Annotated in this window: 12 protein-coding genes; 9 read left to right on the forward strand and 3 right to left on the reverse strand. The window is 52.1% G+C overall.

Features of this window, described 5'->3' with window-relative positions; translation table 11 throughout:
* The first annotated feature begins 140 nt into the window (after nucleotides 1–140).
* Both K9G39_RS01510 and K9G39_RS01515 read left to right on the forward strand, forming a co-directional pair.
* Nucleotides 141–2,666: a CHAT domain-containing protein gene (locus tag K9G39_RS01510; RefSeq protein WP_292003151.1), complete on the forward strand. Its 2,526-nt coding sequence runs from the start codon at nucleotides 141–143 to the stop codon at nucleotides 2,664–2,666.
* Between the two features lie 4 nt (nucleotides 2,667–2,670).
* A complete protein-coding gene (locus tag K9G39_RS01515) occupies nucleotides 2,671–4,005 on the forward strand; it encodes an alpha/beta hydrolase (protein ID WP_292003152.1) in 1,335 nt (444 codons plus the stop codon).
* Here the strand turns inward: K9G39_RS01515 and K9G39_RS01520 are convergent.
* Nucleotides 3,981–4,484 (reverse strand): hypothetical protein, encoded by a 504-nt coding sequence (locus K9G39_RS01520; RefSeq protein ID WP_292003153.1) that lies wholly within the window; start codon nucleotides 4,482–4,484, stop codon nucleotides 3,981–3,983. The two genes, K9G39_RS01515 and K9G39_RS01520, sit on opposite strands and share 25 nt — an antisense overlap.
* Nucleotides 4,485–4,663: 179 nt before the next feature.
* On the opposite strand from K9G39_RS01520, the gene K9G39_RS01525 reads away from it, so the two are divergent.
* The 4 genes from K9G39_RS01525 (at nucleotide 4,664) to K9G39_RS01540 (ending at nucleotide 7,668) form a co-directional block, all read left to right on the forward strand.
* A complete protein-coding gene (locus K9G39_RS01525) occupies nucleotides 4,664–5,383 on the forward strand; it encodes a TetR/AcrR family transcriptional regulator (protein ID WP_292003154.1) in 720 nt (239 codons plus the stop codon).
* 21 nt (nucleotides 5,384–5,404) lie between these two features.
* A complete protein-coding gene (locus tag K9G39_RS01530) occupies nucleotides 5,405–6,703 on the forward strand; it encodes a flavodoxin family protein (RefSeq protein ID WP_292003155.1) in 1,299 nt (432 codons plus the stop codon).
* Nucleotides 6,704–6,856: 153 nt separating this feature from the next.
* The gene (locus K9G39_RS01535) at nucleotides 6,857–7,345 is read left to right on the forward strand and encodes a DUF4405 domain-containing protein (protein ID WP_292003156.1); all 489 of its coding nucleotides are present in this window, start codon (nucleotides 6,857–6,859) and stop codon (nucleotides 7,343–7,345) included.
* Nucleotides 7,346–7,440: 95 nt separating this feature from the next.
* Entirely contained in the window at nucleotides 7,441–7,668 is a 228-nt protein-coding gene (locus tag K9G39_RS01540; RefSeq protein WP_292003157.1) for a CopG family antitoxin, read from the forward strand.
* Between the two features lie 55 nt (nucleotides 7,669–7,723).
* Here K9G39_RS01540 and K9G39_RS01545 read toward each other — a convergent pair whose 3' ends face one another.
* Nucleotides 7,724–8,677, reverse strand: coding sequence for a type II toxin-antitoxin system antitoxin SocA domain-containing protein (locus tag K9G39_RS01545; protein WP_292003158.1), 954 nt, complete (start codon nucleotides 8,675–8,677; stop codon nucleotides 7,724–7,726).
* 56 nt (nucleotides 8,678–8,733) lie between these two features.
* Nucleotides 8,734–9,090 carry a toxin gene (locus tag K9G39_RS01550; protein ID WP_292003159.1) on the reverse strand — a complete coding sequence of 119 codons (357 nt, stop codon included), beginning with the start codon at nucleotides 9,088–9,090 and terminating at the stop codon, nucleotides 8,734–8,736.
* A gap of 706 nt (nucleotides 9,091–9,796) precedes the next feature.
* Between K9G39_RS01550 and K9G39_RS01555 the strand changes: the two genes are divergently transcribed.
* The 3 genes from K9G39_RS01555 (at nucleotide 9,797) to K9G39_RS01565 (ending at nucleotide 14,033) form a co-directional block, all read left to right on the forward strand.
* Nucleotides 9,797–10,198 (forward strand): hypothetical protein, encoded by a 402-nt coding sequence (locus tag K9G39_RS01555; protein WP_292003160.1) that lies wholly within the window; start codon nucleotides 9,797–9,799, stop codon nucleotides 10,196–10,198.
* An 807-nt stretch (nucleotides 10,199–11,005) separates the two neighbouring features.
* Complete coding sequence (locus K9G39_RS01560) at nucleotides 11,006–13,060, forward strand: hypothetical protein (RefSeq protein WP_292003161.1); 2,055 nt, start codon at nucleotides 11,006–11,008, stop codon at nucleotides 13,058–13,060.
* A complete protein-coding gene (locus tag K9G39_RS01565; protein ID WP_292003162.1) occupies nucleotides 13,047–14,033 on the forward strand; it encodes a hypothetical protein in 987 nt (328 codons plus the stop codon). The genes K9G39_RS01560 and K9G39_RS01565 overlap by 14 nt, the downstream gene beginning before the upstream one ends.
* Nucleotides 14,034–14,049 lie beyond the last annotated feature (16 nt).

Raw genomic sequence — 14,049 nt, forward strand, 5'->3', positions numbered from 1 at the left:
CGCCGTTTTTTTTTAAGCCGCAACCGGATACGGGTTTCTTGCGGCAAGCGTACAGTCTTCCTTGCCGGTATGCGGTTTTATCCGTATTTTGACGTTACAGGAACCGCAAAACTGCTCTCAAGCCGAAACCCGGTACCTATATGCCTGTAGCCGAACAGTACCGCGCACGATTCGACTCACTCATGCAGGAGTACGATGCACTCGACAAGTCGCAAAATCCGGCCAAGGCAGCCTCCTTGCTGCAGGAAGCGGGTTCGTTCGTCGACAGGGAAGCCGAACCTGAAAAATGGGCGGCGTTCAGAAGCTTGTATGCGCAATACAGCGAAACCGCAGACCCCGTCCGGGCGATAGAGGCATACAGGGACGCGCTGACTGTCTGGGACTCTGTAAAACACTACGATTCATGGGTTGCCTGTCACAGCGGGATAGGTTCGCTCATGGTAAACCTTGAACCCTTCGGCCCGAAAGAACTTGACGAAGCCGTCATGCATCTTGAATCGGCCGTCGAAGCCCAGCCCTTCCTCTCTTCGACGCTTGCCGTGCTCTATCGGTTCCGCTCTACCGGCGATCCCCGCGAAAACTGGCGGAAACGGGTTCATCACCTCCGGCAGGCCCTTCTGCTGATCGAGCGTGATAAAGCCCCCGGCAGTTGGGCCGCCGCGAACAACGAACTGGCAATCGCCATAGGGGACGAACCGGATGCCGACTTCGGGCCTGTCCTTGAAGAGCGTCTCCGGCTTCATCTCGAATCGTTCAGCCTGCTTGAGGGAAATGATGGCGATACATGGATCGATACCTGCATCTATCTCTCGGAGTGCTATCTTTTTCGGGGTGGCATAGATGACCTGGAAAACCAGGGGCAGGCGGAACGTTATGCCCGTCTTGCGCTCGATGCGGCCGGGGAAGATGTTCCCGGGTCAGTCAGGGCTGAAGCCCTCCTCAACCTTGCCAAAGTGCTGATGGCCCCGGGCAGGATATTTGACGCTGAGCGTGTACGGAACTGCCTTTCCTGCTGCGACGAGTCTGCAGCCCTTATAGATCCTGTTCGATCGCCGGCGCTCATGGCAAGTGTGGAGTCTTTCCGCGCAAACGCATTGCTGAAGCTTATCCAGAACGGAGAGCCCGGCGATGAGGAGCGGCTTGCGGCACACGCCGAAGCCGCGCTTGCATTGCTTCCGGGAGCCGAGCATACCTCCGCTCGCCGGTCCATCATGCAGGTTGCCGGAGAGGGAATGCTTGTGGCGGGCCACTACGAACGAGCTGCAGGTTACTTCAGGCAGGCGCTCGATTCTGCAGAATCGGCGCTTCTTTTCGCAGAAAGCCGAGAGGGGCGTATGCAGCGGATATGGGAGTTCAGGGACACCTCAGCCCTGCTTTCATGGAGCCTCCTCAAACTCGGGGATAAAGAGAATTCCCTTTTCGAGCTTGAAAAAGGTAAAAGCAGGTTTTGGCGGACAGACGACGAATCGCTCTCTGTTGCCGCGATTCGGTCGATCGTTCCGCGAGGCGGCGCGTTGCTTGTGGCTAATTTCTCATGCCGTGAAGGAGCGGTGATCGTCGTGACCGCAGAACGGATCGAGGTGGTCTGGCTGCCGTCATTCGGAAAGGACAGGCTTATGGAGCTTCAGCGCGGAGGTCTCGACATTGCGGCGCTCGGGGGATGGATTCGGGCTTACCATATGAGGAATTCCGAACATGAAGAGTGGCGAAAGATGATCGAGGCGACCGGCGAAACGCTTTACCGGGAACTATGGGAGCCGGTACTCGATCTCCTGCAGGACATGGGTATTGCCGTCGATGCCGAACTCATCTGGTTTCCTCAGGGTGGCAGCGGGGTGTTTCCCGTACATGCGGCATGGCGTCAGGATTCGGACGGGTCGAAGCGCTGGTTGATCGACAGGTATACCGTTCGCTATGCCCCCGATTTCCGGGTGCTGCTTTCCGGAGAGTCCGGAGTTGGCCACTCCTCGGGCTCGCTTCTGCTTGTGGCAAATCCCTGCGGAGACCTCGACTTCAGCGAGCTGGAGTGTGCGTGGGTCATGCAATTCCATACAGGAAGGGAACTGAAGCTTCTCCACGGAACCGATGCAACTCCAGATGCGGTGCTTGATGCCATCGGACATGCGGGCATCGTTCATTTTTCGACGCATGCGGTATTCGATCTCAACCGGCCCCTCTGTTCCTCCCTGTTGCTGGCCGGCGGAGAGCCGCTTGCGCTTGAGCGGCTCATACCGGCGCTCGAACAGAAAGCCCCGGGCCTTGTTGTGCTGTCTGCCTGCGAAACGGCGATGTCGCGCATCAGCTCCACTCCCGATGAATTCCTCGGATTTCCGGCAGCATTTCTCCATTCCGGTGCAGGAACCGTCCTGGCGACGCTGTGGCCTGTTGACGATGCGGCCACAGCGCTGCTTGCCGGGCGTTTTTATCGTGAGTTTACCGCCAATAACCAGCCGCCTGCCCGAGCGCTCAGGGCTGCACAGAACTGGATCCGCAGTGTGACCGCCCTGGAGCTTATGGAGCTCATGCGGGAGATGAAAAGTGCTCCTCCGCCTGCTGGTCCCTTCGCCGGGCGTATACGTACCTCCCTGAGGAAGTTCGATCCGGAGTTCAAACCGTTCGCATCGCCCTATTACTGGGCGGCATTCACCATATCAGGAAAGGAGTGAGACCATGACGGAACTCGTTCAGCAACTCGCACTGCTCGATGCGCTGCTCAGTAACTGGGATGGCGTGCTTGTAAGGATGGGCGCCCCCGACACTCAGCGCGACGTAGCTCTTGCCGCGCTCGCCGTAAAGCTTTCATCGGCAGAATCTCCCGACGATCTCGACCTGCTGCTCGACGATCTTTTCGACCTTGTCGAAGATACCCCTGCTTACGATTACGTGCGCACTCTTATCGATCGTGCCCGGCTCGACACCGGTACGGTAGCGAAAACCCGTGGGGGATATGCCGGAGAACTGGTGAGCGAGGATGAAAAAAGCATGCTCTTCGGCGCTTCCCGATTAGCCGGCCGAGCGCTCGGCAACGCGGTTTCGGCGGACGTGGAACATTGCCAGGTCGAGGTGTTTTTTGCAACCAACCGCAAGAGCGCCCCCGGTTCCGACCTGCAATTCACCGGAGAGCATGATTCCGGCGGCTATACCTGTGGAGTGGCGCACGTTACCATTCCTGTCGGCGTTCACCGGACAGGGGTGCTCGAAGGGAAGCGGTGGTGGCACCTGCTGCGCGACAAGGACGACTCAAGAAGGTACGTTGTGCTCGGAAGCGTTGAAAAACTTGCGGAGGATCTCTTTACGGCGAGGCTTGTCGAAGGCTCTCCTGAGTGCCGTGAGCTGCTTGTTTTTCTGCACGGTTACAACGTCACCTTCGAAGATGCAGCCCGTCAGGCAGCCCAGTTCGCCTTCGATCTGCAGTTTCAGGGCCGAGTCGTACTTTACAGCTGGCCATCTCTCGGTTCCCTTGCCGGTTACTGCGCAGACGAGGAGCGGGCATTCCTTTCGAATGGGCGGTTCTCCGGATTTCTCGGCATGCTTGAGGACGGCCCCTGGAATAAGGTGCATCTGCTTGCGCACAGCATGGGCAACCGGGTAATGCTCTATGGGCTGTCTGCCAACTCCTGGCCTAACGGCAGGATATCGCAGGTCGTTTTCGCCGCTGCCGACGTCTATGTCGAAACCTTTCGCGAACTCTTTCCTAAAATCATGGGCAAGGCTGCGCTCTATACCTCCTACACATCCAGGAAAGACAGGGCGCTCCTGCTATCAGGCATTCTCCACAAGGCGAATAGGATCGGTATATCCAGAGGGGAGCCCTTCGTCATGGATGGACTTGAAACCATCGATGCATCGAAAGTTGACAACGGATTTCTCGGGCATGGCTATTTCGCAGAAGAAAAAGGGCTTATCGAGGACCTTTCCCAACTGCTCGGGAAGGGGCTTCCTGCGGGTCGCCGCAAACTCTACCAGCCGCCATCGAAAGCTTACTGGGATTTTTTCCGGGACTGAGTCGCTGCCGCTTCCGGTTTCCCGAAAAACCTTTTGAAGGTTGCGACAAGCGGAATGACGTAGAGTTCCGCTATGACCAGATTGAGGAGCGCGTTCTGCCAGAGACCGTTGATGAGAGAGACGGAGGTATCGAGGGTAAACCATAGGGCAACGGAGTAGGCGACGGCAAGCCAGCCCTCACGACTGCCGCTCCGGAACGGTCCGTACAGCACACCGAGCAATGCGACGCCCCAGCCGGCCATCACCGAGCCAACTAATCCGTGCGCAAAGGTTATATAGCCCGATGCGGCCTCTCCGAACGACGGGTAATGGTCCGTGGCGGAAAAAAAGAGCAGGCTGAAAAACCTGTTCATCACATCCGGCAGAATGACCATGGCAATACCTGTGGCAATGACACCCCAGCTCGATGCTACCATCCACTTCCACCAGAATAGCTTGACTCCCGGATGTCGCCGGGACGTGTCCTGACGAGGTTTCATCACTGCAGGATTTTGACGGGTTCCGGTAACACGCTCTTTATCAGCAAGATACAATGAAATACCTGTAATGCCAGAGTGCGTTTTCTCAAGCAGGTTCCATCCACATTCCTGAAGGCGGTTTTATTTTTTTTGTTTTCGAGTATACAGTGTATATTTACACTGTAAATAAAATTATCACCATGGCAAGACCTTTCAGGGCATTGCAGATGCCAAATCTCAGCGAATCGATCAAGAATACCGCATGGCGGCAGATCACCGAATCGGGCGCGTCGACGCTATCCCTTCGCAGCATTGCCAGAGAGCTCGGCATCACGGCTCCTGCCATCTACAACTACTTTTCCGACCGCGATGCGCTGGTGACGGCGCTCATCATCGATGCATACGCGTCGTTCGGCGACTGCCAGCATGCAGCAAGGGATGCGCATCCTGGACCGGGCAGGGAGATCGACAGGCTTCGGGCTACCGGTATAGCCTACCGCAAGTGGGCGCTCAACCACCCACACCGCTACATGCTCATCTTCGGCAGTCCGGTCCCCGGTTACGTTCCGCCCATGCAGGAACTCCTTCCGGTCATGATGCGCTCTCTCGGCGCGCTCGTCGGAACCATTGCCGAGCTGCATGCCCTTGGGCGCCTCGACGCAGGCAGTGTGCCGCTTCCGCTCGTCGATTCCGGTCACAGGTTTTTCACCCTTCTGGAAACGGCGGATGAAAGCATGCTGGTCGTCTATGCCGTTTCCATCCTTGTCTGGAGCCGGGTGCACGGGCTCGTTTCGCTTGAGATCACCGGCCAGCTTCCGCAATTTGTACAAGGGGGAGCCGCGCTTTACCGGTTCGAGCTTGAATCGATCTGCAGACAGTTCATCCGTGCACCCGAAGACGAAGAGAAGATCATTCCATGAACCACAATTGTGGAGGTAACCATGAAAGCGCTCATATTTGACGGATCGCCGGATGGCGATTCCACCGGCACCAGGATCGCGGGAGAACTCGGCAGACTTCTCGCTTCAGAAGGGTATGAGGCCGAACATGTCGTGCTGCGCCGGAAAACCATCGGCAACTGCAGCGGCTGCTTCCAGTGCTGGCTGAAAACCCCCGGCATCTGTACGCTGGACGACGACAACCTCGAACTTTCACGTAAGTTCATCGCAAGCGACCTGCTGATCATGTTGACACCCGTCACCTTCGGAGGGTATTCTCCGGAACTGAAACGGATGCTCGACCATTTCATTGCAAACATATCGCCCTTTTTTGCGACGGTCAATGGCGAATCGCACCACCGTAAACGCTATGAATCCTATCCCGACCTTCTGGTCGTCGGATGGCTCGAACAGCCTGACGAGGCCACAGAATCGGTGTTCAGCCATCTCGCCTGGCGCAATTCGATCAATTTCTATGCGCGAAGAAGCGGCTGGGGCATCATCAGGCCTTCTGCCGGTCCGGTAGAATTGCGGGAGAGGCTGGAGGGCCTGCTGCAGGAGCTCGACAGGCCCCCGGCGGGACGCCTGAGGCAACTTCCCTATGTCGCCGCTTCCGGAACGGATGTTCCCCCCCGCAAGGCTCTGCTGCTCTGCGGAAGCCCGCGCATGGCCAAAAGCACTTCGGCTTCACTGGGAGGGTACCTGCTCGGAGGTCTCGAAGCCCATGGTCTGGAGAACGAAACCGTCCACCTGTACAAGGCATTGCATGACACCCGAAAACTCGCGAAGCTGCTGGATGCCGTCGATAGCGCCGATCTCTGTGTGCTGGCTTTTCCGCTCTATATCGACAGCATTCCGGCTCCGGTTCTTGCTTTCATGCAGCAGGTGAGCGAACACAGAAAGACGACCCCTTCAGGCGGAGGATTCGTGGCAGTTGTGAACTGCGGATTCATCGAGTCCCGTCACAACGAAACCGCGCTTGCAATCTGCGCCTCTTTCGCCGCAGAATCGCGATTCAGATGGATGGGCGCCATATCCGTCGGCGGAGGCGAAGGGCTGGTGCACGGTCGCCCGTTCGCGGAACTCGGAGGGCCGGCGATTCCTTTCAGGAAAGCTCTCGACCGTGTCGCCGAAGCGCTTGCCGCAGGAAACCCCGTGCCCGAAGATGCCCGTCGCCAGCTGGCCAGGCCTTTCGTTCCGGCATGGATATACCGGTTTGTCGGCTCCATGAACTGGAAAAAACGGGCACGCCGCAACGGCATCCGGCACCGGCTGGGAGAGAGGCCATACCAGGAGGCGTAAAAAGAGACCGGACTGGCATTATTTCCACCATATTTAGGCTGATGCCGATCCTGCTGCAGGTTTTCGCTCTTTTTGCCGTCATAAAGGTTGTAATCAATGCACTGGCAGCAATCCATCGCATCGGCAGAATCTCTGAGCAAACAAGACGAAACTATGAGCACATCAATGAAATCGTGGGCAACGCCCCTTGCAATCGGCAGCTTCATCATTCTGGCCGTTACCGGCCTCCTTATGTTCTTCAAGATCGAGGGGGGCTACATCAAGCCGGTGCACGAGTGGCTGAGCTGGCTGATGGTGGCCGGCGTCGTGCTGCACACCGTCGCCAACTGGAAAGCGTTTCTCTCCTACTTCTCGAAAATCCCGGCGGTTTCGATCATCTCGGTCGGCATCGTCGTCACGGCGCTTGCGGTGTTCATGCCCGCGTCCCGCGAGGGAGGCAACCCGAAAATGAAGATGATGAAGGCCATCGAATCGGCCAGGCTAGAGACGGTAGCAGAACTTGCAGGAAAGGAGAGCGAAGAAATCGTCACGACCCTCGAAAAGAAAGGCATCAGCGTAAGCGATCCGTCCATGACCATCCGCCAGATCGCCAAACAGAACCAGAAGAAAGAGATGGAGGTGCTCGGGCTGGTGTTCAGATGAGCCGCAGCTATCCTGTACGTTTAAAGCCGGGCATCGTCCCGGCTTTTTTATTATAATTTCATTAAGGAGATCCCGATCAGAGGAGGTAAAGATCTATGAAGACGAAAGAATTTGATAAAGCGTTTGATGAAGGAAAGGATGTTACTGTTTACCTTGATTTGGGCAAGGCCCGACGCGTAAAACAGCTGCATAAACGGGTGAATGTCGATTTTCCGGTATGGATGATCGACTCGCTCGATAAAGAGGCAACACGGCTTGGCGTTTCGCGACAGTCCCTGATAAAGGTCTGGCTTGCCGAACGGCTTCAGCAACAGAAGGGATGAACCGCATTGATTCCGCCGTAACTCACCGGTTCGATAGTTCATATACGAAAGTCACTCAGAGAGCTTTCAGATCGAATCCGTACCTGAGATAGCTGATCATTCCATTGCCGCCATGGATATTTTCTATCCATGCGTTTTCATTGTGGCTGATGGCGATAATCTCTTTCGTACCAGTCTTCAGAAATGCAGTGGCAACGGTGTTCAGCGTATCAAGCTCTTTGGCTGAAAACTTTTCCGCGTCGAAAGAACGGCTTTCAGCCGGAAAAAACCGTTCTCCGGTTCCGCCATCAGGGAATTCCTGCTCACTGATGGTGAGGTCTCCTTTTTTCCCCATCCACTCGAAAATACTGTTGAAATTATCCGGAACCGGTCCCAACGGGATAGCGCAGTAACGGGTGCCACTGATCGAAAACCCCGATCGTTTAAAGTGCAGAAAGTCGGCATAGAACAACAGCTTGTTTAGTTTGGTCTTCCAGGGCTTGAGTTTTTCCGCAAAAAAGACAACCATTTCGCCGATCTTTTCAAGGCTCGGTTTCAGGTATCCCGAGTATTCATCGGGCAATTTGGAGCCCATAAGGTATTCTTCGATGTCTACGCAGTTTGTTTTTTTTCGGTTTTCTATCAGCTGCTGAATTCTGGCGTTCAATTTTTCAAGTTGATTTCCCTTCAATGCGCCGCTCAGGCATACGATTTTCCGGAACTCCTCAGGATCCTGGGCAACCTGTATCAATCGGGCGTTCGATTCGCTTGGAACTTCTCCCTGCTCATAATTTCTGTAGGTGTTTGTTCCGAGTCCGAGCACTTCCGCCATTTTTGCAGCTGAAAGCCCGTAGGCCCCGCGTATTGATCTGATTTCTTCGGGAAAGGGCAGGTTGTGTTCGTCGCGATACTGGTTGTAGACCTGAACAAGGTTGATGTCATCGAGTTCAGTGGATGTGAACTGCTGTTGCGTATCGTTGCAGCGGTATACATGGTAACAAACCGGGTATTCCTTTTTTCGGAATATCATGGTTCGCGCTTCTTTTATAAGCGTCATTTCCCTACCGCTCATCGGGCTTTTCATGGTCATTCTGTTTTGAGAGGATATGGCATCCTGTGTTCGGCAATGTGAAACGAAATGCAGATAACGCTCGTGTCAGGCAATCCTTTAGTGATTTTGATATAGATTTCGCGTCGTTTCACCTCTTTTCCGAACACCCACATTTCAGGCCCTTTGTTCAGGATGTCATCGATGGGCCCGTCGCTGTAATCCTCAGCCTCGAGATTTTCGATTATTTTTTGTCTGTCCACGGGTCTTATTTCAAGGTCGAGCAGTGTCTGGGCATTTTTGCCCCGGTCATCCCGGAATACAATGCTCCATATTCTCAGCTTGCCCTTGAAGTCCTGAAGAAATGCATGGACCTGATGTTTTGTTGCTGTCATTGCACAGGGCACGTGTCAGAGAAAAACCGACTTCGGGTTGTTTCCGGTTTTGCTATAAAGTTGATAAAAAAGATCATTAAAGCCAAAATATTTACTTTAAAGTTTTTTGGTTGGCTCTGTGAAGGAACGGCACAATCCGCTGAACTGTGCTCCTGTTTAACAGAGCACTTGTTCTTTGAACAACCCGATTTCCTGTCCGGAAAGGCCTCAGCGTAAGCGATCCGTCCATGTCCATTTGCCAGATCGCCAAGCAGAACCAGACGAAGGAGATGGGGGTGCTCGGGCTGATGTTCAGATGAGCGGCAGCTATCCTGTACGTTTAAAGCCGGGCATCGTCCCGGCTTTTTTTATTTCGGTTTCCAACGTGATAAAGGAGCGGGCACTCGGATATGTGATTGCGGGTGGAGTTAATCCGGCATGGGAATGAGCCTGTCAAGTTTGCTTTCACACTGAACATGCGCCCGATGATGGGGCGCCACCCTGAAAAAGAAGCGGTACTACGCCGCAAGCGCCATCGCGTACGTGTGCAGGATGATGAAGTTCATCTGTGCATTTGTCCTTGTGTTTTATTGCATTAACGATTTCTTTAGGTCGGTCGCGGTTTCAGCTCTTCGCCACTATGGCATATATTAAGGAGATAGCGAACTCTTGATATACGCTGATTTTCAAGGCACTTGCAACCCCATAACCCCTAAGCTCATAAATCATGGAAACACCTCCTGAAGTAAATCCGGCACTTCAGCCGGAGATCGATGACCTCAATGCGCAAATCTCGGAAGCCGAATCTGAAATCGCGCTGAACGAAGAAATAATGATGGGTTATTATGCAGAGATGCTGGAGAGTCTCGATTATCCGCCCACCATGGACCTTCCGAAATACACGAAAGAGGAAGTCGAATGGGCAAAGAAATTCCGTAAAAGCTGCTCTTCTGAACAGGCAGTATACGATATGCCCCCTCCCGGTGGAGGATCGCTAGACCTCTCGCGGCCGATGCTTGGCGCACTGTTCAGTGCAGGCCTCAAGATCGGGGAGCTGAAAGACCGCATCAAGGAACTCCGAAAGAAGATCGAAGAGCTGCTAGGAATATCGGATTCTGCTGGTGAGTGAGCCGTTCCTGGTTGAGTTGAAATCCTCGCAGGGAAAGGCATCAGCGTAAGCGATCCGTCCATAACCAGCGCCCATCCCTCTACGTTTAAAGCCGGGCATCGTCCCGGCTTTTTTTTATGTGCGGTAGAAATAAAAACACAAGAATTACTTTCCCGTGGCAATGAATTGCTATTTTCCGTTAAGTTCCGGCAAAATCGGGAAAAATATCTATACTTCTTTCATTCGATCCTTTAATCCAATTGCAAACCATTGAAAACCCGTCACACCATAATAAAGTGGAAAAAAGAGTCGCAAGAATAGGCATTGAGCTTCTATGATGTAATGCCAAACGAGGTCAATAATCGGGAGAGCCGTCCGCTGATCCAGAAAAGCCACATAATGAAATCGGTCGATCAAAAGATAGACTTCTGTTCTGAAGATGAGTTCTTGAAAATCAGGTGTATTCATTTTTTATTATAAATATTGTATATCAAAGGACATATGAAAGTCCTTCTGAGAATGCATTTCTATACATTATTGGCACGATAATCACGATAGACAAACCCGCAGGCACATACAGCTACTGATTTTTACTGAGGGTTTAACTCACAGGCAAAGTATTATGGTAATATATCTTATGTTTTTCCGTTCTTTTCTTATGCGAAAAATCAACCTTTTGCTTCTTTGAGCATTGATCAGGAGAATCAGAAAAAGCTGGTGATTTAATATTTGGATGGAGGGATTCCCTTTGTCACATCCATTCTTGGGAGTCATGGATTCAATCAAGATTCATTTTTTTTGAGTTTATAACACTGAATAATTGATAACGTGGATTATTTGTCTTGGAATAATGCTATCGGAGAACGCTTTTTCAATTCAGATAGAAGCGGCGTCCGTGTTTTTCTCTACGTTACTATTGACGTAATAAATGAGGTCGGTGCCCCGCATGGCGTTGATAGCGATGATTTTATTGCTGCGGTAAAAGCTGGGCCGCCATGGAATTCCCGGCACGGTCAGAGCATTTGTCAGCAGGCGCTTCAAGCTTACGAAGCTTGGCGCGATCGACATTTGGAATACCCACCTTACTTGGCATATCTTGCCCTGTTTTCACTTGCGGCTACTATTCCGGTTCCGGGGTTCTCACGTGCCTCCTACTATCCAGGACTTCGTTTTTTGCTGGGGGAAGAGCCTGCCGCCGGTGGCTATCCCTCTTTCGACAAGATGTATGCACTCTGGTTTGATCTTGAGGATTGGACCAACCAAGACAAGAACGGCGAACAAGGCATTTTCTATGCTGATATTCTGGGGAAAAGGGAGTACGTAGGTCTGCCAAAAGCGCAGACAGTGTTGACGGATGATGAACGCCTCAAGCTTCCGTTGCTATTTGCTCATAATGGTTTTGATTCGTCTTCGCCACCCGCTGACCGTGAACTGGCCGATCTACTCGCACAAGAAAAGCACCACTACCTTCTACCCCACACGAAGCACCTTCTTGAGAGCCATAATTCTGATGAGTCTGCGGTACGAGAAGTGCTCTTGAATACGATTATGGATGAGCTTGAAGACTGGGATGGAACTGTTCCATCACAAGCGGAACTCGGGGAGGAGACCGGCGGTTTGTTTGGTCTTCTACGTCTAACGATGACACTTGATATGACCGCTAAGAGGGTTCGCTTTTCTATGCGTTGTAAATCAAATTGCGAGTACCCGGAGGAAGGACTTCGACTTGTCTGTGAGGATGTTGCGGAGCCACTTTATTGCTATGAGGACGGTGATGGGTGGTCCAGCCTGCTTTCCGAGAGGGAATCACATTTGCAGATGTTCGATGCTACAATACTTGATTGGCATTCAGGAACGACTTTTGTAGATAACGAACATTTCTGGCGGGCCTCACTGTCAAAGCGACCGGTCAGAGTCATGGTCAATGCGAGGTCATTTGGCTTTGATGGGTTTGTCGAGGAAAGTCAGATTCCTCAGGCTAAGCCCTTCTATCTGTTAGTTCACTGTGAGCATACTGAGAAAATACAAGTTTGGGGCACGGCTTGCTGCAAAGATTTTTTTGAGATTGAGGAGCTTTCCGGCTTACCACAGGGCTGGCGACTGTACTCAATTCAGCGGGCGGATTCCGACGCTATCATTCGCGATGTTCTACCATTCCTCGCGTTTCCTACTTTATTGCGTATCCGATTTAATAAAGGGTTAAAATTCCGGGGAAACCAGTATTTCGCGTTTGCATTGCCACTTATTGAAGTTACGGGTGTAACCGAGCCCATAGAACTGTTTTGTAATAATATTCCTTTAAAGTCACATTTTGATAATGGTCAATTTAGTATTCCGGATGAGGTGACCGATCGACGGCTTGTAATCGAAGTTCGGCGAGATGGTGAACCTATTCGCAAGAAATCACTATATGCCTTTGAGCCATCAGCATGGGTTAACAATATTCAAATATCACATTTAGACAGGTTTGGAAAAAGGGGTAATGGTGAGACAAGTCAATCATGTTCCGGCATAATTGTTGACGGCTTTGCGCCCCCTGATTTGAGCCTTGGAGTTTTCTTGCCGCCTAGCGAAGGTAATCGAGTCTATTTTATCGGACGAAATGCAGGAGAAATTGTTGAGTGCCCAAGAGAAACCATATCAGATGACTGGAAGCCTGTTTGGGCAGTGATTATGAAAAAGAAAGGCAAGGGAAATGCCATCTATTGCGGCCTCGATCCCTCCGATGAAAAACCGAAAAGAACCCAATGCATGGACCATCAGCGTTTGCGTCTTTGGAAAGAAGTTCTTTGGCACAAACGCAAACGGATTTCTATCCCTTCACTTCCTGCACTGCAAGCATTATGGAAGGATTATAAGGAGGTCGCAAATGTTATCCGCTGATCCTAACCGATTGCTTTTTGTCATATCTTCTCGTGTAAAGATGAGATGGGCTGATTACTGTAACGCCATTGATTTCCTTTCTGCAAACAAATTGAGTGAAGAGCGGACAACTAAAATGGCGACTAGCGGATTATTGCAATGCTTTGAAGCCCTCGGACACTGCGATGCGTACTACGAACAGGGGCAGAGTATAATAACAGTTTCACCAGCATCTCTTTGTCGGCTACCACGGGCAGGATTGCCAGTAGCAGTGCTTGCCGGTGCTCGTTGCCCGAAGACTCAAGAACAGCTCGCCAAAGCAGCAAATGCGCAAAGCGGTTCTATCCAGATCATCACTGAACGTTATCCCGGGCCGCTTGGTCTGCTTCCCGACACCATAAAAATTCAATCTGAATCAGATGCAGCGTTGGCTGCGTTCACTGAGAAGCTTGGTCTTCGTTGCCCAAAAATTCCTCCAGCATGGACGTTCGTGAATTGGTGCGGTACGCTTTTGGAGTACGAAAAAACGCTGGACTACCGTATCACTGAAAACTTCGGATGGACTCGTTCCGATTTCTGCGTTAACACACACATGTTCCTACGGACACGATCGGATTCACTTCCTCGTCTTTCTAAATATCTCAATCCAACAACAAAACTCCCTGTTTATGTGTTTTTCCGGGATGGTTCAGGAGCAGAGGTGGATCGAAACTGGGGCCGTTATCTAAACCTTAACGCCAGAGGAATAAAGGTGGTAGCTTATGATGAAAGGAGATACCGGTTGTGCATTCCTGTAAGGATTCCGCTTCCCTCAGTCATATCCAGAACCGTTTGCCTGTGTTCAGGGAAACCACCTGTCCATAAATCCGGTGAGGCGCTAGTCCCCGGCTGTGCGTGTGCAGATTGGTTGATGTATGAGGATGTTCCTCCACAGATTGCATTGGTTGCTCTCTCAAAGGTTGGACAAATACCGGCAAGAGTTGAAATTCGATAAACGTTATGCCGTTGAT

This window comes from Chlorobium sp. (assembly GCF_021740465.1).
GTDB lineage: Bacteria > Bacteroidota > Chlorobiia > Chlorobiales > Chlorobiaceae > Chlorobium.